This is a genomic window from Pseudomonas fluorescens, from assembly GCF_902497785.1.
Lineage (GTDB): Bacteria > Pseudomonadota > Gammaproteobacteria > Pseudomonadales > Pseudomonadaceae > Aquipseudomonas > Aquipseudomonas fluorescens_BO.
In genome coordinates, this window is sequence record NZ_CABVHK010000008.1 from 77,500 (window position 1) to 98,729 (window position 21,230).

General features: G+C 59.3%; 18 protein-coding genes. 9 read left to right on the forward strand and 9 right to left on the reverse strand.

Features of this window, described 5'->3' with window-relative positions; genetic code table 11:
• Positions 1 to 143: 143 nt before the first annotated feature.
• The gene (oadA, locus tag F8N62_RS13670; protein ID WP_150711409.1) at positions 144 to 1,952 is read right to left on the reverse strand and encodes a sodium-extruding oxaloacetate decarboxylase subunit alpha; all 1,809 of its coding nucleotides are present in this window, start codon (positions 1,950 to 1,952) and stop codon (positions 144 to 146) included.
• Positions 1,953 to 1,963: 11 nt separating this feature from the next.
• A complete protein-coding gene (locus tag F8N62_RS13675) occupies positions 1,964 to 3,379 on the reverse strand; it encodes an acetyl-CoA carboxylase biotin carboxylase subunit (RefSeq protein ID WP_150711410.1) in 1,416 nt (471 codons plus the stop codon).
• A 190-nt stretch (positions 3,380 to 3,569) separates the two neighbouring features.
• Here F8N62_RS13675 and F8N62_RS13680 point away from each other — a divergent pair, with 190 nt between their 5' ends.
• On the forward strand, positions 3,570 to 4,532 hold the full coding sequence (locus tag F8N62_RS13680) for a LysR family transcriptional regulator (RefSeq protein ID WP_150711411.1): 963 nt from the start codon (positions 3,570 to 3,572) through the stop codon (positions 4,530 to 4,532).
• On the opposite strand, the gene F8N62_RS13685 is transcribed toward F8N62_RS13680, so the two are convergent.
• A complete protein-coding gene (locus tag F8N62_RS13685; protein ID WP_008030742.1) occupies positions 4,474 to 4,683 on the reverse strand; it encodes a PA3496 family putative envelope integrity protein in 210 nt (69 codons plus the stop codon). The two genes, F8N62_RS13680 and F8N62_RS13685, sit on opposite strands and share 59 nt — an antisense overlap.
• A 187-nt stretch (positions 4,684 to 4,870) precedes the next feature.
• On the reverse strand, positions 4,871 to 5,737 hold the full coding sequence (gene hexR, locus F8N62_RS13690) for a transcriptional regulator HexR (protein ID WP_150711412.1): 867 nt from the start codon (positions 5,735 to 5,737) through the stop codon (positions 4,871 to 4,873).
• A 353-nt stretch (positions 5,738 to 6,090) separates the two neighbouring features.
• Between hexR and F8N62_RS13695 the strand changes: the two genes are divergently transcribed.
• Positions 6,091 to 6,405 carry a hypothetical protein gene (locus F8N62_RS13695; protein WP_150711413.1) on the forward strand — a complete coding sequence of 105 codons (315 nt, stop codon included), beginning with the start codon at positions 6,091 to 6,093 and terminating at the stop codon, positions 6,403 to 6,405.
• Between the two features lie 70 nt (positions 6,406 to 6,475).
• On the opposite strand, the gene F8N62_RS13700 is transcribed toward F8N62_RS13695, so the two are convergent.
• Entirely contained in the window at positions 6,476 to 9,346 is a 2,871-nt protein-coding gene (locus tag F8N62_RS13700) for an EAL domain-containing protein (protein ID WP_150711414.1), read from the reverse strand.
• Positions 9,347 to 9,604: 258 nt separating this feature from the next.
• Between F8N62_RS13700 and uvrD the strand changes: the two genes are divergently transcribed.
• From uvrD to F8N62_RS13715, 3 genes are all read left to right on the forward strand, one after another.
• Positions 9,605 to 11,788, forward strand: a complete 2,184-nt coding sequence (gene uvrD / locus F8N62_RS13705) for a DNA helicase II (RefSeq protein WP_150711415.1) — start codon at positions 9,605 to 9,607, stop codon at positions 11,786 to 11,788.
• A 298-nt stretch (positions 11,789 to 12,086) separates the two neighbouring features.
• Positions 12,087 to 12,959, forward strand: a complete 873-nt coding sequence (locus F8N62_RS13710) for a Tim44 domain-containing protein (protein ID WP_150711416.1) — start codon at positions 12,087 to 12,089, stop codon at positions 12,957 to 12,959.
• 135 nt (positions 12,960 to 13,094) lie between these two features.
• Positions 13,095 to 13,502 (forward strand): SMI1/KNR4 family protein, encoded by a 408-nt coding sequence (locus F8N62_RS13715; RefSeq protein WP_007943369.1) that lies wholly within the window; start codon positions 13,095 to 13,097, stop codon positions 13,500 to 13,502.
• 21 nt (positions 13,503 to 13,523) lie between these two features.
• Here F8N62_RS13715 and F8N62_RS13720 read toward each other — a convergent pair whose 3' ends face one another.
• A complete protein-coding gene (locus F8N62_RS13720) occupies positions 13,524 to 15,287 on the reverse strand; it encodes a cation:proton antiporter (RefSeq protein ID WP_150711417.1) in 1,764 nt (587 codons plus the stop codon).
• 202 nt (positions 15,288 to 15,489) lie between these two features.
• Here F8N62_RS13720 and F8N62_RS13725 point away from each other — a divergent pair, with 202 nt between their 5' ends.
• A complete protein-coding gene (locus F8N62_RS13725) occupies positions 15,490 to 15,972 on the forward strand; it encodes an acyl-CoA thioesterase (protein ID WP_150711418.1) in 483 nt (160 codons plus the stop codon).
• 90 nt (positions 15,973 to 16,062) lie between these two features.
• Here F8N62_RS13725 and pdxY read toward each other — a convergent pair whose 3' ends face one another.
• The gene (pdxY, locus tag F8N62_RS13730; RefSeq protein WP_150711419.1) at positions 16,063 to 16,935 is read right to left on the reverse strand and encodes a pyridoxal kinase PdxY; all 873 of its coding nucleotides are present in this window, start codon (positions 16,933 to 16,935) and stop codon (positions 16,063 to 16,065) included.
• 120 nt (positions 16,936 to 17,055) lie between these two features.
• Here pdxY and F8N62_RS13735 point away from each other — a divergent pair, with 120 nt between their 5' ends.
• Positions 17,056 to 17,469: a DUF3301 domain-containing protein gene (locus tag F8N62_RS13735; RefSeq protein WP_150711420.1), complete on the forward strand. Its 414-nt coding sequence runs from the start codon at positions 17,056 to 17,058 to the stop codon at positions 17,467 to 17,469.
• Positions 17,470 to 17,535: 66 nt separating this feature from the next.
• On the opposite strand, the gene F8N62_RS13740 is transcribed toward F8N62_RS13735, so the two are convergent.
• The gene (locus tag F8N62_RS13740) at positions 17,536 to 18,501 is read right to left on the reverse strand and encodes a CobW family GTP-binding protein (RefSeq protein ID WP_150711421.1); all 966 of its coding nucleotides are present in this window, start codon (positions 18,499 to 18,501) and stop codon (positions 17,536 to 17,538) included.
• A 26-nt stretch (positions 18,502 to 18,527) separates the two neighbouring features.
• Between F8N62_RS13740 and F8N62_RS13745 the strand changes: the two genes are divergently transcribed.
• The gene (locus F8N62_RS13745) at positions 18,528 to 18,884 is read left to right on the forward strand and encodes an NADH:ubiquinone oxidoreductase (RefSeq protein WP_150711422.1); all 357 of its coding nucleotides are present in this window, start codon (positions 18,528 to 18,530) and stop codon (positions 18,882 to 18,884) included.
• Between the two features lie 8 nt (positions 18,885 to 18,892).
• Here the strand turns inward: F8N62_RS13745 and zigA are convergent, their stop codons facing one another.
• A complete protein-coding gene (zigA, locus tag F8N62_RS13750) occupies positions 18,893 to 20,110 on the reverse strand; it encodes a zinc metallochaperone GTPase ZigA (RefSeq protein WP_150711423.1) in 1,218 nt (405 codons plus the stop codon).
• 86 nt (positions 20,111 to 20,196) lie between these two features.
• On the opposite strand from zigA, the gene folE2 reads away from it, so the two are divergent.
• A complete protein-coding gene (gene folE2, locus F8N62_RS13755; protein WP_150711577.1) occupies positions 20,197 to 21,093 on the forward strand; it encodes a GTP cyclohydrolase FolE2 in 897 nt (298 codons plus the stop codon).
• The last annotated feature ends 137 nt before the right edge of the window (positions 21,094 to 21,230 follow it).

Below are 21,230 nucleotides of genomic sequence, written 5' to 3' on the forward strand. Positions count from 1 at the left end.
CGTATACGACTGCTTCGCAGCCGAACGGGGATAAATCCCCTCACCACAAGGCTCGCTCCCACATCTTTCTGCAAAAAATCAGACAAAAAAAAGGGGAGCACATGCCCCCCCGAGGTTTAAAACGGTGTATCGAGGCTGTTAACTCAGCCTTCGATCTCGATCAGTATTTCGCCCGGATTTACCCGGTCGCCCTTGGCCACATGGATGGCCGTGACTTTGCCGGCGATGGCAGCCTGAACTTCGGTCTCCATCTTCATCGCTTCGGTGATCAGCACGGCCTGGCCGGCTTTTACTACGTCGCCTTCCTTGACCAGCACATCGACGATGTTGCCCGGCATGGTGGTGCTGACGTGGCCCGGCGCAGTGGCTTGCTTGCGTTTGCTGCTGCCGCCGCTGACGAATTCGTTGAGCGGTTCGAACACCACTTCTTCCGGCATGCCGTCGATGGACAGGTAGAAGTGACGCTTGCCTTCAGCCTTGACGCCGACACCGGTGATGTCGACGCGGTAGGTTTCGCCGTGAACGTCAATGACGAACTCGGTTGGCACACCTTCGCCACCGGCAGAGGCCACGCCGCCCGCTTCTGGAATCGGCAGCAACACTTCCGGAGTGAGGGTGCCGGCAGCACGCTCCTCGAGGAATTTACGGCCGATGTCCGGGAACATGGCGTAAGTCAGCACGTCTTCTTCAGACTTGGCCACGGCGCCAATTTCGGCACGCAGCTTGGTCATTTCCGGCTTAAGCAAATCGGCAGGTCGAACGTCGATCACTTCTTCGCTGCCGATTGCCTGGCGACGCAGTTGTTCGTTCACGGTGCCCGGCGCCTTGCCGTAGCCGCCTTGAAGGTAGAGCTTCACTTCGTTGGTAATGGTCTTGTAACGCTCGCCGGCCAGCACGTTGAAGAACGCCTGGGTGCCGACGATCTGCGAGGTCGGCGTCACCAGCGGCGGGAAGCCGAGGTCTTCGCGAACGCGCGGGATTTCCGCCAGTACTTCGGCCATACGGTTCAGAGCGCCCTGCTCTTTGAGCTGGTTGGCCAGGTTGGAGATCATGCCGCCCGGCACCTGGTTCACTTGCACGCGGGTGTCGACGGCGGTGAATTCGCTTTCGAACTGGTGGTACTTCTTACGCACGGCGTAGAAGTACAGGCCGATCTCTTGCAGCAGTTCCAGATTCAGGCCGGTGTCGTACTCGCTGCCTTTGAGGGCGGCGACCATCGACTCGGTGCCTGGGTGGCTGGTGCCCGAGGCAAAACTCGAAATCGCGGTGTCGATGTGGTCGGCGCCGTTTTCGATGGCCTTGAGTTGGCACATCGTCGCCAGGCCAGCGGTGTCGTGGGAGTGGATGAACACTGGCAGCGACTGCTCGGATTTCAACGCCCTGACCAGTTCGCCGGTGGCGTATGGAGTCAGCAAGCCGGCCATGTCCTTGATCGCCACCGAGTCGCAACCCATGGCTTCCATTTGCTTGGCTTGCGCCACGAATGCATCGATGGTGTGCACCGGGCTGGTGGTGTAGGCGATGGTGCCTTGGGCATGTTTGCCGGCAGCTTTCACTGCTTCGATGGCCACGCGCAGGTTACGCACGTCGTTCATCGCGTCGAAGATGCGGAACACGTCAATGCCGTTGACCGCAGCCTTGGCGACGAAAGCTCGGACCACATCATCGCTGTAATGGCGGTAGCCCAGCAGGTTCTGGCCACGCAGGAGCATTTGCAGGCGGGTATTAGGCAACGCCGCACGCAGTTGGCGCAGACGCTCCCATGGGTCTTCTTTCAAAAAGCGTACGCAGGCGTCGAACGTGGCGCCGCCCCAGCATTCCAGCGACCAATAGCCGACTTTGTCGAGCTTGTCGCAGATGGGCAGCATGTCTTCGGTGCGCATGCGGGTGGCGAGCAGCGATTGGTGGGCGTCGCGCAGGATGGTGTCGGTTACGTGAATTTTCTTGGACATTGTAGTGTTCCTCACAGGCCTGCGTGGGCGGCGATGGCGGCGGCGATGGCCAGGGCCAGCTCTTCGGGTTTGCGCTTGATCGAGTAGTTGGTCAGTTCAGGGTGGCTTTCAACGAAGCTGGTGTTGAACTGGCCGCTACGGAATTCCGGGTTACGCAGAATCTCCTGGTAGTACGCGGCGGTGGTCTTGACCCCTTGCAGGCGCATGTCGTCCAGAGCGCGCAAGCCACGGTCCATCGCTTCTTCCCAGGTGAGCGCCCAGACCACCAGTTTCAGGCACATGGAGTCGTAGTACGGCGGAATGGTGTAGCCGGTGTAGATCGCCGTGTCGGTGCGCACGCCAGGACCGCCGGGTGCGTAGTAACGAGTGATCTTGCCGAAGCTCGGCAGGAAATTGTTTTTCGGGTCTTCGGCATTGATCCGGAACTGCAGCGCGAAACCGCGGTGCTGGATGTCTTCCTGCTTCACCGAAAGCGGCAGGCCGGACGCGATGCGGATCTGCTCACGCACGATGTCGATGCCGGTGATTTCTTCGGTGATGGTGTGTTCCACCTGCACCCGGGTGTTCATCTCCATGAAGTACACCTCGCCCTCGGCGAGCAGGAACTCCACGGTGCCGGCGTTCTCGTAACCCACGGCCTTGGCTGCGCGCACCGACAGGTCGCCGATGTAGGCGCGCTGTTCCGGGGTCAGTTGCGGGCTCGGGGCGATCTCGATGAGCTTCTGGTTGCGGCGCTGGATCGAGCAGTCGCGCTCGAACAGATGCACCACATTGCCGAAGCTGTCGCCGAGAATCTGCGCTTCGATGTGTTTTGGATTGACGATGCATTTTTCAAGGAACACTTCCGCCGAACCGAAAGCCTTGGTGGCTTCGGAAATCACTCGGGGGAACGCCTGTTCCAGTTCTTCGCGACTGTTGCAGCGACGGATACCGCGGCCGCCACCGCCGGAGGTGGCCTTGAGCATCACCGGGTAACCGATACGGTCGCCTTCGGTCAGGGCTTCGGCGATGTCCGCCACGTTGCCTTCGGTACCCGGCGTCACCGGCACGCCGGCCTTGATCATGCTGCGGCGGGCTTCGGTCTTGTCGCCCATGCGGCGAATCACTTCAGCCGATGGACCAATGAATTTGATTCCGCGTTCAGCGCAGATGTCTGCCAGCTCGGCGTTTTCCGAGAGAAAACCGTAGCCAGGGTGCAAGGCATCGCAACCGGTTTCCACCGCCAGATTCACCAGCTTGCGCGGGTTCAGGTAACCGGCCAGCGGGTCGGCACCGATGCTGTGGGCCTCGTCCGCACGCTTCACGTGCAGGGCATGACGGTCGGCGTCGGAATATACCGCGACCGAACGAATGCCCATCTCGGCGCAAGCGCGCACGATTCGCACGGCAATCTCACCACGGTTGGCGATCAGGATCTTTGTTATCACTTGGAGTTTCCCTTGAGCCGGTGGTACCCACGACCTGCTAGACCAGGTCGACGCGTGACCAAATGTTTCAATTTGGTCGCAGCCCCACACTAGTCCCCGCAAGGGATAAACAAAAATGATTAATTATTGGGTTAGACATAAGTAAAGACTTATAGTAGATCCATCAATCTGCGGCAGGAGCTTTCAAAATATGCGTAAGTCATTGATGCGTATGACATTGCGTCAATTACAGATCTTCAATGAGGTGTGTGATTTGCGTTCGTACAGTCGCGCCGCAGAAGAAATGTCGCTCACACAACCTGCCGTGAGCCTGCAGATTCGTCAACTTGAGGAGCTGATCGGTCAGCCATTGTTCGATTACGTCGGCAAAAAACTCTACATGACCGAGGCCGCTGAAGCGCTTCAGCGGGCCAGCCGGGATATTTTTGGCCGCCTGGAAAACCTCGACATGCAACTGTCGGACATGCAGGGATCACTGCAAGGCCAGCTGAAACTGGCGGTGGAATCCAGCGCCAAGTATTTCGTCCCGCACCTGTTCGCCGCGTTCAAGCGCCAGCATCCGGAAGTGAACTTGCAACTGACCGTGGTCAATCGCGGGCAGGTGATCCGCCGACTCTCCGACAATCGCGATGACTTGGTGATCATGTCCATGGTGCCGCAGGACATGGGCCTGGAGTTTCTGCCGTTTCTCAACAATCCGATCGTGGCCGTGGCGCCGCCGGACCATCCGCTGTGCCACATGGGCCCGCTGCGATTGCAGGACCTTGAGCCGTACACCCTGCTGCTGCGCGAATCCGGCTCGGGTACACGACTGGCGTGCGAAGAGTATTTCAAAGAGAAACGCGTGCACTTCAACCAGACCCTGGAGGTCGCTTCGGCCGAGGCTCAGCGTGAGTGTGTACTGGCGGGTCTGGGCGTGGCGCTGTTGACGCGCCACGCCCTGAACCTGGAGTTGGCGACCGGCGGACTGATCGAGTTACCGGTCGAAGAACTGCCGCTGTTTCGCAGCTGGTGCCTGGTGCAGGCCAAGGCCAAGCGGCTATCGCCGGTGGCCCACGCATTCCTTGCGTTTATCCGCAGCGAACGCGTGCAGATCAGCGCCCTGGTTGAGCGTTTCGACGGGAAGTTGCGGGAGCAGCCTGCCAGTAGTTGAGTTCCAGCTCTGGAAAGTCGCCGATCTCAGCCAGCAACTGCCGGCGTTCGCAGCGATCTTCAATGGCGCGGCGAAACTCCATGCGGCGCTGGTCTTCTTGCTGGCGGCGGGTTTTGACGGCGCTGTTGCGTTCTTCGTAGGGCTGGGCCATTTCGAGTCTCCCAAGGCAAGTACGGGAGTTACAGAATGGGCGCGGGGGATGACGGTTTGAGGGCGGGAGAGTGACAGGGATGTGAAATTTGCCGGTAGAAAAAGCAAAGATCGCAGCCTTCGGCAGCTCCTACATTGGGAATTCGTCCCAATGTAGGAGCTGCCGAAGGCTGCGATCTCTTGATTTTTTAATCGTCGAGCGCTTTCACCGATTTGGGCGACAACCGCAAACTGCGCAGGCTGCGCTTGACGCTTTTGAGGTGGTTAACCAGGCTCGGCCCGCGCGCCATGGCCACGCCCATCGCCAATACGTCGATCACGACGAGGTGAGCAATGCGCGAAGTCAGCGGTGTATAGATTTCAGTGTCTTCATGCACATCGATCGCAAGGTTGACGGTCGACAACTCGGCCAGCGGCGTCTGGCTGGGGCACAAGGTGATCAGCGAAGCGCCGCTTTCGCGCACCAGATTCGCAGTGATCAACAGGTCCTTTGAGCGCCCGGACTGGGAAATGCAGATGGCCACATCGGTCGGTTTCAACGTCACCGCCGACATCGCCTGCATGTGCGGGTCGGAATACGCCGCGGCCGTCAGCAATAAACGGAAGAACTTGTGCTGAGCATCCGCCGCCACCGCACCCGAGGCACCGAAGCCGTAGAACTCGACTCGCTGAGCCTGGGACATCAACGACACCGCCCGCTGCAACTCCACCGGATCGAGATTCTCGCGAACCTCCATCAGCGTGTGCAGGGTAGTGTCGAAAATCTTCAGGCTGTAGTCAGCGACCGAATCGTCTTCATGGATCGCAAACTGGCCGAAACTCGCACCGGCCGCCAGGCTCTGCGCCAGCTTCAGTTTCAAATCCTGAAAACCGGAGCAACCGATGGCGCGACAAAACCGCACGATGGTCGGCTCACTGATGCCCACGCTGTGGGCCAGGTCGGCCATGGAACTGTGCATCACCGCCGCTGGGTCAAGCAGCACGTGGTCGGCGACCTTGAGCTCCGACTTGCGTAACAGGTGGCGTGACTGGGCGATGTGTTGCAGCAGATTCAAGGGGCTGGACTCTTTGTTATTGGCAGGCGCCGGGGATGTAGCGAGCTTGTAGTTATACTACATGAATCGGCTTTTTGCCTGCTCAATGCGTAACCGAATCCCACGTTTTCAGGCGTGTGTGCTCCATGTAGCACTCGTTGGCGCAGCTTCATCGCGCTGCAAGCCCCTCTCAAAGGATGACTACGACTACAACTCTACCTATCAGAAGTTACGGCCGTTAGTTATTTAAAACAAATAACACTCCCAACATTCAGACTTACAATCACACCCAACAAATTCTCCCGCGCCCAAATTGGTTTATATATATTGCTCGTGCAGGACGCAATCTAACTTAACTAATGGAGTTACACACTATGAGCATTAAAAGCAAAAACTGGACCGCACAAATTGACCGTATGCCTGGCGCAGCTTCTTTCCGTACCTTTGGCACCGTAACCGTTGCACACGCAGGCATCACGCCAAAACTGGTGATGGCAGTTCATCAGGATAAATCCTTTGATCTGCGCCTGGAGTTGGTACTTGAAAAGTCCAGCGAAGTTGCGCTGCAAGTTGAAACGGACAAATATGTTGAATATAAAGCGCTGGGCAATTCCAGCGTTTCAGGTGTCAGCATTTTCTACAACGACAAACTGCTGCACAGCATTAATAACGTTTTGATTACCGACTAACAGGTAGTTGATGCGTCGGGGTTTCCCGCCGTGCACACTGTGCCTGGCGGGAAACGCCTCCCGCTTCGGCTCATTCGCTACCTTGCGCCTGTAGTAGCGCCGCCAGTCCATCCGCCTCGATCGGTCGACTGATCAGATAACCCTGCACTTCGTCACAGCGCTCAGCCTGCAGGAACTCAAGCTGTTCCGCCCTTTCAACCCCTTCAGCGACCACCTTCAGCGACAACCCGTGAGCCATCGCAATGATCGCTCGAGTGATCGCCCCATCCACACTGCCCTCCCCCAGACCGCGGATAAACGCCTGATCAATCTTCACGTAATCCACCGGGATGCGCTTTAGGTAACTCAGGGACGAATACCCGGTGCCGAAATCGTCGATGGCCAGTTTTACCCCGAGATCACGTAATTGCTGGAAGGTCGCGATGATGTGTTCCACGCTGTCCAGCAACTGGCTTTCCGTGAGCTCCAGCTCGAGGTAACGCGGCGCCAGACCGGTTTCTTCCAGTACCTGACGCACCAGGCTCACCAGCTTGCCCTGACGCAACTGATGCACCGACAGATTGACCGACACGCGGATAGGTTCCAGCCCCTGGCGCTGCCATTCGCACGCCTGCCAGCACGCCTGGCGCAAGACGAATTCGCCAATTGGGCCGATCAGCCCGGTTTCCTCGGCCAGGCCGATAAAGTCTCCCGGCGGCACGCTGCCCATGGTCGGATGATCCCAGCGTACCAATGCCTCGGCGGCATTCAGCCGACCCGTTTCAAGACACAGCTTGGGTTGGTAAAACACTTTCAGCTGTTTTTCTTCGATGGCTTTACGCAGCTGGTTTTCGAGTTGCAGGCGCTCCAGCGTGCTGGCTTGCAAGCTGTCGGTGTAGAACTGGAAGTTGTTGCCGCCCAGGTGTTTGGCATGTTGCATGGCCATGTTCGACTGGCTCACCAGCGCGGAAATTTCTCGCGCGTTGTCCGGGAGCATGCTGATGCCCATGGATGCGCTGACCACCAACTCATGCCCGTCGACGGTCACCGGCAAGCGCAGTTTGGTCGACAGGCGAGTGGCCACGCGCGCCAGGCTTGAGAGGTTGACATACGCATCGAACAGCACCGCGAACTCATCGCCGGACAATCGCGCAATGGTGTCCGCCTCGGGCAGCGCATTGACCAGCCGCCGGGCCATTTTGCGCAGCAGCTGATCGGCCACTTCATGGCCGAGGCTGTCATTGAGCAACTTGAAGCGGTCCAGGTTGATGTGCAGCAACGCCAGACTGCGACGCCCACCCTGACGCACTCGCTGATGGGCCTCGTTCAGCCGTTCGCGGAACAACGAACGGTTGGCCAGGCCGGTCAGTTCGTCGTAATGGGTCAGGTAGCGCATGCGCTCTTCGGATTCGCGCCGCGCCGAGAGATCGGCGAAGAATCCTACGATATGGCTGACATTCCCACGCGTATCGCGCACGGCATTCAGTTGCAGCCATTGCGGATACAGCTCGCCGTTCTTGCGGGTTTCCACCAGTTCGCCCTGCCAACTGCCGTGCTGTTCCAGCGCCTCATGAATCGCGCCGTAGTGGCGACGGGCATCACGACTGCACGGCAATTCCACGATGTTGCGTCCGAGCATGTCGTCAATGTCATAACCCGTCACGCGACTGAAGGCTTGATTGATCGCGATCAGCGCGTAATTCGGATCGAAAATCACAATGCCTTCGCTGGCCGCCTCGAACACGGTGGCGGCCAATTGCTGCTGCACTTCCAGGCTTTTGCTGATGCTGATGTCGCGACGGGTGCCGACCATACGGATGACCCGGCCATTCTCACTGCGCTCGACAGCCCGGCCACGGTCCTCGATCCAGACCCAGTGGCCATCGCCATGGCGTACGCGGTATTCGATCTGATAGTCCTCGCTGCGGCCCTTCAAATGCTCGACCAGTGCGCGCTTCAACGCGGGTAAGTCGTCGGGGTGCAGGCGCGGTTTGAGGTGGCGCAGCATGGCCGTCACGAACTCGGGCGCCAGGCCGAACAACTCCTGAATGTGCGTGTGATGAACTTCGTCGGTTTGCAGGTTCCAGTCCCACAGCCCCAACTCACTGGCTTGCAACGCCAGCGCCAGACGCGCCTCGCTTTTGCTCAGCGCCTGATTGGCGACGTCCAGCTCCAGACTGCGCTGGGCGACGCTGCTTTGCAGGCCGATCTGGATTTCGCGCAACTCGTCTTCGGCACGTCGGCGCTGGTCGACTTCCCTGGCCAGTTCCTGATTCAACTGGTCGCTGCGGCTTTGCGCCTGCTGCAAGTGCTCGATCAACGCCTGATTCTGGAAGCGGCGCAGCAAACCGCGATCGATCAGCCGATTGACCTGCCAGGCCACCACGCTCAACGCCCCCAGCAGAATCAGACCGAACCAGCCCCAGCCCAACCCCTGTTCATCACCGCCCCAGAATAAATAGGCGATGGCCGGCAGCAGACAGGGCAAGGTGAAGGACAGGAAGGCCGGCAGGCTGACCGCGTAGGCCACGCTGGCCGAGAGCGCTGCCGCGCCGATCAGGCCGAACACCCAGGCTTGCTGGATGAAATTGTCGGCGGGCACCAAAGCAATGCCGGCGCCAGCCAGGGTCAGGCCGGTCATGGCCGAACCGAGCAGAAACATGCGTCGCCAGACCGGATGGACCTGGCGGTTGGGGATTGCGGAATCGAACGCCGCTACCTGAATCACCCGCAACGCCACCAGCGACAGCAACCACACCAGCCAGACGCTGACGAGGAAGTAACGCTGGGGGCTCCAGAGCAATCCGGCGCACACCAGACCATTGATCAGCATGAACAGCGTTGGCAGCAGCGAGCCTTGATAAAGCAGGCGCGTGCGCTCGACCGCCATTTCGAGGGCGTACTGTTTTCGGATAACCCTGGGCTCCACAGTGGGGCCCGACAGGTCGGAGCTGAGGGTCATAGACAATGTTCTTGTTCTTATAATGATGAGCATGAGCCCGAAACGTGGACGGAGCATACACAAGCCCATGCCCTTACCAAACTGCTCCAGATCATAAATTCGACGAAACCGCGAAGCCCCGTTGCCCGCGCAAAACCCTGCAAGCGAGCCCCGCCAACGGCTGCAGCCAGTGACCGACCGGTCGTCCTGCACGTATCTTTCATCGGCTAAAGCAAAGCGGAGTTTGCCCGGTGTGTCGCGGCCCCCTAGAATGCCCCGATGCGCGATGATCTCTCCCTTCTGCTGAACTCCCTCAACGATGCCCAACGCCAGGCCGTAGCTGCCTCCGTGGGTCGTCAGTTGGTCCTGGCCGGTGCTGGTTCCGGTAAAACCCGAGTGCTGGTGCACCGTATCGCCTGGTTGATCCAGGTCGAAAACGCTTCGCCCCATTCAATCCTGTCGGTGACGTTCACTAACAAGGCCGCAGCTGAGATGCGCCACCGCATCGAGCAACTGATGGGGCTCAACCCGGCCGGCATGTGGGTCGGCACCTTCCACGGCCTGGCGCATCGTTTGCTGCGGGCGCACTGGCAGGAGGCCGGGCTGAGCCAGACCTTCCAGATTCTCGACAGTGACGACCAGCAACGTCTGGTCAAGCGGGTGATCCGCGAGTTGGGCCTGGACGAGCAACGCTGGCCCGCCCGTCAGGCCCAGTGGTTTATCAACGGGCAGAAAGACGAAGGGCTGCGTCCGCAACACATTCAAGCCAGCGGCGATCTGTTCCTGGCCACCATGCGCAGCATCTATGAAGCCTATGAAGCGGCGTGCCTGCGCGCCGGCGTCATCGACTTCTCCGAGCTGCTGCTGCGCGCACTCGACCTGTGGCGCGATCACCCGGGGTTGCTGGCGCATTATCAGAAGCGCTTCCGGCACATTCTGGTGGACGAGTTCCAGGACACCAACGCCGTGCAGTACGCCTGGTTACGACTGCTGGCCAAGGGCGGCGACAGCTTGATGGTCGTTGGCGACGACGATCAGTCAATCTATGGCTGGCGCGGCGCGAAAATCGAGAACATCTATCAGTATTCCGACGATTTTCCGGATGCTGAAACCATTCGTCTTGAACAGAACTACCGCTCCACCGCCGGCATCCTCAAAGCGGCCAACGCCCTGATCGCCAACAATACCGGGCGCATGGGCAAAGAACTGTGGACCGATGGCGGTGAAGGCGAGGCGATCAATCTCTACGCCGCCTTCAACGAACACGACGAAGCACGCTACGTGGTGGAAACCATCGAAAGTGCGCTGAAAACCGGCCTGGCCCGTAGCGACATTGCGATTCTGTACCGTTCCAACGCCCAATCGCGGGTGTTGGAGGAAGCTTTGCTGCGCGAGCGCATTCCGTACCGCATCTACGGCGGCCAGCGCTTCTTCGAGCGGGCTGAAATCAAGAACGCCATGGCTTACCTGCGGTTGCTGGAAGGCCGTGGCAACGATGCAGCGCTGGAGCGGGTGATCAACGTACCGACCCGCGGCATCGGCGAAAAAACCGTTGAAGCGATCCGCGAACACGCGCGCCACAGCGATGTGTCGATGTGGGAAGCCATGCGACTGCTGGTGGCCAACAAAGGCGTGACGGGGCGGGCGGCCGGCGCGCTCGGGGCGTTTATCGAACTGATCGAAAACCTCGCCGCCAAGTGCATGGAGATGCCATTGCACCTGATGACCCAGACCGTCATCGAGCAGTCCGGGCTGATCGCGTACCACGAAGCGGAAAAAGGCGAGAAAGGCCAGGCCCGGGTAGAAAACCTTGAGGAACTGGTCAGTGCTGCGCGCAACTTCGAAAACGCCGAGGAAGACGAAGATTTGACGCCGCTGGCGGCGTTCCTCGGTCACGCCTCGCTGGAGGCCGGCGACACTCAGGCTGACGAGCACGAAGACAGCATTCAGCTGATGACGCTGCACAGCGCCAAGGGTCTGGAATTCCCCTACGTGTTCCTGGTGGGCATGGAAGAAGGTCTGTTCCCGCACAAGATGAGCCTGGAAGAGCCCGGGCGTCTTGAGGAAGAGCGGCGTCTGGCTTACGTCGGCATCACTCGGGCCATGCAGAACCTGGTGATGACCTATGCGGAAACCCGACGCCTTTACGGCAGCGAGACCTACAACAAGGTGTCGCGTTTCGTACGTGAAGTGCCCAAAGGCCTGATCCAGGAAGTGCGGTTGTCCAACAGCGTCAGCCGTCCTTTTGGCGGTGGTCAGCAGCAAAGCTCCAGCAGCCTGTTCGCCGGTAGCGAGATTCCGGAAACCGGGTTCAGCCTTGGCCAGACAGTACGCCACTCGGTGTTTGGCGACGGCGTGATCCTCAACTTTGAAGGGGCCGGCGCTCAGGCGCGGGTGCAGGTGAACTTCAGCGAAGGCAGCAAGTGGCTGATGCTGGGGTACGCGAAGCTGGAAGCGATTTAAAGCTGAAAAGATCGCAGGCTTCGCCAGCTCCTACAGGGATCGGCATATCCACGTAGGAGCTGCCGGAGGCTGCGATCTTTTCCAAGCCACCATCAATCTCCGCGAACACCGGGGCGGCCCACCTTTTCCTACAGAACTTATCCACTCCTCCTACAGACCAAAGTTAACAAGCCTTATTGCGCTGACTGAAGCTGAATCCCGACTGTCAGGCAAAAGCCCGAAACACTCTGCCGCTAGCCAGTGACACTTCAGCTGTGCAACATGGCGCGCGTGCCTTCCACAAATGGGAATTCCCTATATGAAACGTTTTCTTAGCATCGCCATGGCGTTGTGCATCGGCCTGACGATGAGCCTGGACGCCAACGCCAAGCGCTTTGGTGGCGGCAAGAGCTCCGGCGCTGCGCCGACTCACCAGACCAGCCAAATGGCTCCTTCTTCTGCTGCAGGCGGCGCTGCAGCCACTGCGGGCGCGGCCGGTGCCGCTGGCGCTGCCGCCAAGGCCGGCGGTGCTTCACGCTGGCTCGGCCCTCTGGCCGGCATCGCAGCCGGTGGCCTGCTGGCGTCCATGTTCATGGGCGGCGGCTTCGAGGGCATGCAGATCTTCGACATCCTGATCATGGCGGTCATCGCCTTCCTGGTCTTCCGTTTCATCGCCGCCCGTCGTCGCAAACAGCAGGAGCACATGGCTCCAGCCGGCGCGCCGATGCAGCGTGAAGTGTTCGAACAGAAGCCGGCAGGCATGGGTTCGATCTTCGGTGGTTCGGCTGCACCTGCTGCCGTTCGTCCGGTGATCAACGCGCCGGTCTGGTTCAATGAAAACAACTTCATTGAAGCGGCCCGCAACCACTTCCAGTCCCTGCAGCAACACTGGGACGCCAACGAAATGGACAAGATCGCCGAGTTCGTGACCCCGCAATTGCTGGAGTTCCTCAAGCGCGAACGTGCCGACCTGGGTGAAAGCTTCCAGTCCACCTACATTGATAACCTCAATGTTCAGCTGGATGGCGTCGATGATCGTGCCGACAAGACCATCGCCACCCTGACGTTCACCGGTGTGTCGAAGAACTCGCGTTTCGACCAGGGCGAAGTGTTCAGCGAAAGCTGGAACATGGAACGTCCACAGGGCGAAAACCAGCCTTGGCTGGTCGCCGGTATCCGCCAGAACGGCTGATCCCTCCTGCGTTAAGTATGCGGTAACGAAAACCCCGGCCTCGCCGGGGTTTTCTATTTCACGGTTACATCCATAGCGAGCTACTGTATAAACCGCCCCAACTAAACCGCGCCATCAAGCAAGAGGATCCCGGACGTGGAAGAAATCATCGAACAACTGCGTGAAGCCAACGAACCGGTACCGGTCCCCTTGGAGTTGCCCGACGAAGATCAGATCGTCGAGATCGAAGAACAACTGTTTATCGACATTCCGTTTGTCTTCAGAGAATTTTTACTGACCGTCAGCGACGTGGTCTACGGCAGCCTGGAGCCGGTGACCGTCACCGATCCGCAATCCCACACCTACCTGCCGGACGTTGCCGCCAACGCCTGGGACGCCGGCGTTGATCGCAGCATGATCCCGATCTGCCAGGACGGCGACGACTACTACCTCGTTGAAGAAGACGGCACCGTGGTGCTGTGGCAGGCCGAGGAAGAGCTGATCGCCGAAGAAACCTGGGAATCGGTGTGGCACTGGGCGCGGGACGTCTGGCTGGAAAGCTGAGTCGTCTGACGCGCCACAGGGTCAATGCCCGGACGATTCCTTGTGGTTGTCCAGGGTTTCCAGCAAGGCCACCTGCATCCGCGTGTGCACGCGGATGAACCAGCGCCAGAGCAACGCCGCTACGGCGGCCGCGACCACTGCGATCAGTACCAGCAACTTGTTGGTCGGCAGAATACTGGCCGACAAGGCTGCCAACAGCAGGAAGATCACCAGCAGCGAGAGGATCGGGATGACCTCGGAAATCACCCGCCGCACTCGCTGCGTGTGCCGACCGGCCATTTCCGGCTTCACGCCCATCTCCGCCAACAGCATCGAAAGCGCCTTGAGCTTGCGATAGGCGGCGATCAGGAAGGGCAGCGACAACAGCAACGCTCCACCCCAAATCAATGCCTTCTGCCAGCTCGGGTCACTGATCCAGTCTTGCAGGTAAGTGGACATGCGCTCGGCGAAATACGCGCCCGAAATGAAAATCGCGATCACCAGCGCCAGGTTCACCCCCACCTGCAGCAGAATCCGCCGGATCATCGACGCCAACAGCGCACCCTCGCCCTGAGGCTGGATGCTGCGCAACCACTCGCCATACATTCCCAACACGCGGCCCAGCCGCTGCGGCATGACGCCAGCCAGCTTGATCGACAGTGGGTCTGCGGCGCGAATGAGATAAGGCGTCAGCAGTGTGGTGATCACCGACACCGCCACGGCAACCGGGTAGAGGAAGTTGCTGGTGACCTGCAAGGTCATGCCCAGTGCCGCAATGATGAAGGAAAATTCGCCGATCTGCGAAAGCCCCATCCCCACGCGCAGTGAGGTGCGTCCGTCGTTGCCGGCGATAAAAGCACCGAGACCGCAGGACAGCATCTTGCCGAGCACCACGGCCACGGTGATCACCGCGATCGGCCAGGCGTATTGCAGCAGGATCATCGGGTCGAGCATCAGCCCGATGGCGACGAAGAAGATCGCACTGAACAGGTCGCGAACCGGCTCGATCAGGCGCTCGATCTTCAGCAACTGCCGGGATTCAGCCATGATCGCGCCGATCAGGAACGCACCGAGCACCATGCTGTATTCGAGTTTGACCACTAGCAGGCAGAAGCCGAAACAAAGACCCAACACGGTGATCAACAGCATTTCGTTGCTTTCGAATTTGGCCACATAGGCCAGCAGGCGCGGCACCAGCAGAATGCCAACGACCAGCGCGACGATCATGAACAGCGTCAGCTTGCCAACCGTGGAAAACACTTCGCCGGAACTGACCGTGCCACTGACTGCAATGCTCGACAGCAAGGCGATGATGCCGATGCCGAGGATGTCCTCGACAATCAGCACGCCGAATATCAGCTGCGCAAAGCGCTCGTTCTTCATCTTCAGGTCGTTGAGTGCCTTGACGATGATGGTGGTCGAGGAAATCGCCAGGATCGCGCCGAGGAACAGCGAGTCCATGGTGTTCCAGTCGAACCAGCGGCCTATTTCGTAGCCGATCCAGATCATCAGCACGATTTCCATAAACGCCGCTATGAACGCTGTGGCGCCGACCTTGAACAGCTTGCGCAGGCTGAACTCCAGGCCTAGGCAGAACATCAGGAAAATCACCCCGAGTTCGGCGAGGGTCTTGATGGTTTCTTCGTCGTGAATCAGGCTGAACGGCGGCGTGTGCGGGCCGATGATGAAGCCGGCGACGATGTAGCCCAGGACCACTGGCTGTTTGAACCGATGAAACAGCACGGTCACCACACCTGCGATCAACATGATCACTGCCAGATCCTGAATAAAACTGATGGCATGCATGGTGTGGGGCTCCTTGTGGGGGACGTTCGGAGGTTAACACCGCGACTTCCGCCAGAAAGGCGGTGCAATATATGGAAACAGATCGATCCGGCGTGACGGCGACCACCCGCCCGGCGTCCCGATAACTGTGGTTTGAAAAAACCGACCAGGGCACCCGCAGAGGTGCACTCCTCCGAAACCTGCCTTGAACCGTGAGAACGCTATGGAACCCGGAAACGCCCAGCTGTCGATGACGGTATTGATGACCCCCGACATGGCCAACTTCTCTGGCAATGTGCACGGCGGCACCCTGCTCAAGTACCTCGACGAAGTGGCCTACGCCTGCGCCAGCCGCTATGCCGGCCGCTACGTGGTGACCCTGTCCGTGGACCAGGTGATTTTTCGCGAGCCGATCCATGTCGGCGAACTGGTGACCTTCCTCGCCTCGGTCAACTACACCGGCAACACCTCGATGGAGGTCGGCATCAAGGTGGTGACCGAGAACATCCGCGAGCGCTCGGTGCGCCACACCAACAGCTGCTTTTTCACGATGGTGGCGGTGGATGACGACCGTAAACCCGCCACAGTGCCGCCGCTGCAACCGCAGAACAGCGAAGACAAGCGCCGCTTCATCCAGGCTCAACAGCGTCGGCAGATTCGGCAGGAACTGGAAAAGCGGTATCAGGAGATCAAGGGCGACGCTTAAAGCAAAAGATCGCAGCCTTCGGCAGCTCCTACAGGAGTACCCATGACCTGTAGGAGCTGCCGCAGGCTGCGATCTCTTCCCGTAAACCCGTTACAAGTGGATTGCCGTCGCTTCAAACCGCACCCGCGGATGCGCAATCCGGTCCTGTGCCCGCACCAGCTCCAGTTCATAGCTGGAGCACGCCTGAGTCTCCAGCAACACTTCATGCACCGCCGACGCCGCGAACTCGAACGCTGCCACCAGGCTATCCCCCAACAACACGCGCGCCAGGAACAGACCGGACGTCAGATCGCCTACGCCCACCGGCTGCCGCGGGAACGCCAGCAGCGGTCGGCGCAAATGCCAGCTCGCTTCGGCCGTCACCAACAACATCTCGAACACATCGGCCGGTTTGCCCGGATAAGCCAGATGTTTGACCAACACCGCTTTCGGGCCCCGCGCCAGCAACGCTCGCGCCATCGAAAGGCAATCAAACAGCGACTGGGGTCTGCGCCCCGAGAAGCTGTCCAGTTCCAGCTGGTTCGGGCACATGAAATCTGCCACGGCAGCCGCCTCCTCCAGCAGGAAATCGCTGACCTCGGCCGGCACGCTGCAACCCTTCTCCGGATGGCCCATCACCGGGTCGCACAGATAGAGCGCCTTGGGGTTCATCGACTTGATCCGCGCCACGCCCGTCAGGATTGCCCGGCCTTGAGCCGCACTGCCCAGGTAGCCGGATAACACGCCATCGCAATTGCCCAACTCACCAATCGCCGCAATGCCCTCGACCAAGTCGGGAATCTGGTGCGGCGCCAGCACTTCGCCGGCCCATTGGCCGTACTGGGTGTGGTTGGAGAACTGCACGGTATTGAGCGGCCAGACATTCACCCCGACCCGCTGCATCGGGAAAACAGCGGCGCTGTTGCCGGCGTGGCCGAACACCACGTGGGACTGAATGGCGAGCAGATGGGGCGTACGTTTCATGCGGTGAGTTTTCCGTAAAACGATTGAAATTCGAGCCGCGCAGTATGCGACTAAACGCAGCCTGTACGACAGACCGGCGACGCAGTTAAGCTGACACTATCTAGTTGGAGCACCCTGTTGATGCTGACCCTTGGAAATATTCTCGTGCTGATGCTGCTCGCCACTGGCGGCGCTTGGCTTTGGCATAACCATGGCTTGCGCGAGCGTGCGCTGGAGCGGGTCAAACAGCATTGCGCCAAGCTGAAGATCGAGTTGCTGGACGGCAACGTGGCGCTGAAAAAAATCGCCTTTATCAAAGACGCCAACGGCCGGCGACGGCTGGCCCGCGTGTATAACTTCGAGTTCACGGTGACCGGCGAAACGCGCCACAACGGCACCATCACCCAGTTTGGCGCCCACAGCGCGCAGATTGAACTGGCGCCCTACCCGATGCCGTTCGACGACACAGCTTCGGTGGTCGACGTGGTGAAGCCGCGGGCTGAAGTGATTGAGCTTAGCCAGTGGCGACAAGAACACACGAAATGGCGTCCTTAATTCAAAAGATCGCAGCCTTCGGCAGCTCCTACGTCTGAAATCTGATCGGCTGGGATCTTTTGATGTTTAATCCGACCGACACCCGGCCAAGTCTTTTTGCAGCAACTCAACGTCCTGCGGCTCACTGAAAATCAGCTCGATCCGCGAATCCCTGCGCCATTCGCTCGGCTGCCAAACCAGCGCCGAGTTATCCAGTGCATTGGCTGAAACCCAACCCTCGCTGCTGTGGATAACCAGCTTCGCCCGGCGCCAGGTCAGGCTTTCGAGCCATCGGCTGACGCGCGCTGAATCAAAAGCCTGGCCAGGATGCCAACGCCAGCCAACGCTCCAGCCGCTCTCTTGTTCCTGACTCAAACAAATCGGCTGCGCGGGATCGGTCCATACAGCCGGCAGCTGCGCCAACCCCTTGGGCGCGATGAAGTTATCCACACCTGACACCGCTTGCGCTCCAAGACCGGGTAGCTCACTGAGCGGCAACATTGCCTGCTGCGTCCAGTACAGCGATCGTGCGGGCAACTGCGCGATGATGCGCTGGCGAACAACGTCGTCGAGGTTTTCCGACTTGTTCAGCAATAACAATCCGGCGCTGTTCAACGCCTGCTGCTGCGACGTCGGCAGCGGTCTGCCGGCCGCGAGCGCCTGGGCATCCAGCACCAGCACACTGGGTTGAACCGCCAACACACCGACCCACGGCGCCTCACTCAATTGCCTGAGCAACTGCGCCGGGTGGCCCAGCCCGGACGGTTCGATGAACAACCGATCCGGGCGTGACTTGCGCAGCAAACGACCGAGCCCGATCTGAAACGGCGCGCCATTGACGCAACACAAACAGCCCCCGGCCACTTCACCCAGTGCGATACCATCGGCGTCCCGGGTCAGCAACGCGGCGTCGATGCCGATCTGGCCGAACTCATTAATCAGCACCGCCCAGCGCTCGTTAACCGGCCGCTGTGTCATCAGATGCTTGATCAAACTGGTCTTGCCTGCGCCCAACGGGCCGGCAATCAGGTGAGTGGGAATATTCTGCAACATGGTCGGTATTTTCTGAGGAGGTAAGGATGCGGTTGATGGGATGGTCAGTGCTCTTCGCACTCATTTCCGGCGAGGCGCTGGCCCAGGCTTGTGTGGTACATAGCACGGCGGAACGACTCGACATAAAAGTCTGCCAACAGAACCGTAACATCCCGCAAAAGCTCTTCGCCGACGGGTTCTGTCAGCCCAACCTTCCCGGCCAGAAAGTCGACGTGCAGTACGTCGACCAATGCCCCGGTGGCGCATTCGGTCTGTGCAGCAACGCTCAAGTCGCCAATATGCCTTACCGGCAGGATATTCACTATTACGGCGTGGCCACCGACGCGGCGTATCTGAAGCCGTTTTGCGAAAGCCAGAGTCAGGGCCAATGGCGCAAGCCCTGACCCGCTGATCAGCCAACCGAAGCCGAGTCTTCTTCATACCAAGGGCCGAACGGGTCGGGCAGCAGGCGCCAGCCCTCCTCACCTGAGGCCATTTCATCATCCGTCAGCAGGCATTCATCGAGCTCTTCGACGAGCAGGCTGAAGTCTATGTTTTGGCCGATGAATACCAATTCCTGCCGGCAATCGCCGCTGCTGGCTGTCCAGTTTTGCATAATCGCGACGGTGCTTTCTTCGTCCTGCGGCCACTGGGTTTTCGGCACGAAACGCCACCAGCGCCCCGCATAACCGTGGCGCATCAAACCACCCGCCTGGGACCAACTGCCCGCATCCATGGGCTTGCTGGCCAACCAGAAAAAACCCTTGGAGCGCAGCAGTTTTCCATTCACCCAAGGTCGGTCGATGAAGCTGAAAAAACGCTGCGGATGAAAGGGCCTGCGTGCTCGATAGGCCGTGGACGCGATGCCATATTCCTCGGTTTCCGGTACGTGTTCGCCACGCAATTCCTGCAACCAGCCGGGGGCCTGTGCGGCTTTTTCGAAGTCGAAGCGCCCGGTGTCGAGGATCTTCTGCAGCGGGATTTCACCCATGACCATCGGGATAATTTCGGCCTGCGAGTTCAGTCGCTCAAGGATCGCGATCAGCTCCTGGCGTTCGCGGCTGCTGATCAAATCGATCTTGCTGATCAGGATGACATCGGCGAATTCGACCTGTTCGATCAGCAAGTCGGTGATCGAGCGTTCGTCGCCCTCGCCCAACGTTTCGCCACGCGAGGCGAGACTGTCGGCGGCTTGATAATCGAGAAGGAAGTTCATGCCGTCGACCACGGTGACCATAGTGTCGAGTCTTGCGATGTCCGCCAGACTCTGCCCGGCCTCGTCGCGGAAGGTGAACGTTTCGGCCACGGGCAGCGGCTCGGAAATGCCGGTGGATTCGATCAGCAAATAATCAAAGCGACCGTCCCTGGCGAGTTTGCTGACTTCTTCGAGCAGGTCCTCACGCAAGGTGCAGCAAATGCAGCCGTTGCTCATTTCCACGAGCTTCTCTTCGGCACGGTTCAGGGTGACGTCACGCTGAACGTCGCTGCCATCAATGTTGATTTCGCTCATGTCGTTGACGATCACCGCGACTCGCAGGTTTTCGCGATTGCGCAGCACGTAGTTGAGCAGCGTGCTTTTGCCGGCGCCGAGAAAGCCCGACAGGACGGTTACAGGGAGACGATGGGGCATCAGGTATTCCTCACAAGGAAAAAATCATAGTCGGGTTTTATGTAATAACATAACATGCAAAACCAACTCTCATGATGGACTTGTTCATGAATGCACTGACTCTGCCGGACATCGCCGCGCAGGCCTCACGTCAAACCTTGCCGCTTGAATGGGTGGGCATGTGTGGCATTGCACTTCCGGTTTTATTCGATGACCAACGACTGAGTGCGAAGGCCGACGCAGGCGTGAGCCTTGATGAGGGTGAAGCGCGGGGCATCCACATGTCACGGCTGTACCTGGCCCTGGAAATGCTCGAACGGGAGAACCTCACACCCGCACTGATGCGGCGTGTCTTGCAGCGATTTCTCGACACACATGCAGGTCTGTCCAACTGCGCGTACCTGACAATTCACACGGGTTTATTGCTCAATCGACCTGCGCTTGTCAGCTCATTGTCCGGCTGGAAAACCTATCCAGTCAGCATTGAAACTCGATTGAAAAACGCGATGTTCCACGTGGAACTAAAAATCGATGTGCCTTATTCCTCCACGTGCCCTTGTTCGGCCGCTCTCGCCCGACAGTTAATCCAGCAGCAATTTGTGGATGACTTTGCCAACCAGTCACTGCAACACGCCGACGTTCTGACGTGGCTTGGCTCAACCCGAGGCATCGTTGCAACGCCCCATAGCCAACGCAGCACCGCACAATTAAAACTTCGTCTCGATGACTATCTGGACCACTTGCCACTGATTGCGCTCATCAACGACGCAGAGGCTGCCCTTGGCACTGCCGTCCAGACCGCCGTTAAACGCGCCGACGAACAGGCCTTCGCACTCGCCAACGGACAAAATCTGATGTTTTGCGAAGACGCCGCTCGACGCCTGAACCAGGCGTTGAGACGTTCGCCCGGCATCAACGCTTTCCACCTGAAAGTCGTCCATGCCGAAAGCCTCCACGCCCACGATGCCGTCGCCGAAAGCCGATGGAATTGGCAGGTGTCATGATCTAGCCAAATTCCGGCCCCTGTTGCTGCACGCAATCCTTGGTAACTGACAAGCGTCAAAGCGGCTGGACGTTTCCCTCGGCAACATGGGATGCAAGGACATATCGCATGGGGCGACAAATGTCTTAATGACAACGG

Coding starts and splice junctions, on each gene's coding strand:
- F8N62_RS13720 (WP_150711417.1), bottom strand. CDS start 15,287: ATGCATGCCATCAGTTTTATTCAGGATCTGGCAGTGATCATGTTGATC.
- F8N62_RS13745 (WP_150711422.1), top strand. CDS start 18,528: ATGCGGTTGATGGGATGGTCAGTGCTCTTCGCACTCATTTCCGGCGAG.
- pdxY (WP_150711419.1), bottom strand. CDS start 16,935: ATGAAACGTACGCCCCATCTGCTCGCCATTCAGTCCCACGTGGTGTTC.
- F8N62_RS13680 (WP_150711411.1), top strand. CDS start 3,570: ATGCGTAAGTCATTGATGCGTATGACATTGCGTCAATTACAGATCTTC.
- zigA (WP_150711423.1), bottom strand. CDS start 20,110: ATGCCCCATCGTCTCCCTGTAACCGTCCTGTCGGGCTTTCTCGGCGCC.
- F8N62_RS13685 (WP_008030742.1), bottom strand. CDS start 4,683: ATGGCCCAGCCCTACGAAGAACGCAACAGCGCCGTCAAAACCCGCCGC.
- F8N62_RS13700 (WP_150711414.1), bottom strand. CDS start 9,346: ATGACCCTCAGCTCCGACCTGTCGGGCCCCACTGTGGAGCCCAGGGTT.
- F8N62_RS13695 (WP_150711413.1), top strand. CDS start 6,091: ATGAGCATTAAAAGCAAAAACTGGACCGCACAAATTGACCGTATGCCT.
- F8N62_RS13735 (WP_150711420.1), top strand. CDS start 17,056: ATGCTGACCCTTGGAAATATTCTCGTGCTGATGCTGCTCGCCACTGGC.
- F8N62_RS13740 (WP_150711421.1), bottom strand. CDS start 18,501: ATGTTGCAGAATATTCCCACTCACCTGATTGCCGGCCCGTTGGGCGCA.
- F8N62_RS13710 (WP_150711416.1), top strand. CDS start 12,087: ATGAAACGTTTTCTTAGCATCGCCATGGCGTTGTGCATCGGCCTGACG.
- F8N62_RS13725 (WP_150711418.1), top strand. CDS start 15,490: ATGGAACCCGGAAACGCCCAGCTGTCGATGACGGTATTGATGACCCCC.
- oadA (WP_150711409.1), bottom strand. CDS start 1,952: ATGTCCAAGAAAATTCACGTAACCGACACCATCCTGCGCGACGCCCAC.
- uvrD (WP_150711415.1), top strand. CDS start 9,605: ATGCGCGATGATCTCTCCCTTCTGCTGAACTCCCTCAACGATGCCCAA.
- folE2 (WP_150711577.1), top strand. CDS start 20,197: ATGAATGCACTGACTCTGCCGGACATCGCCGCGCAGGCCTCACGTCAA.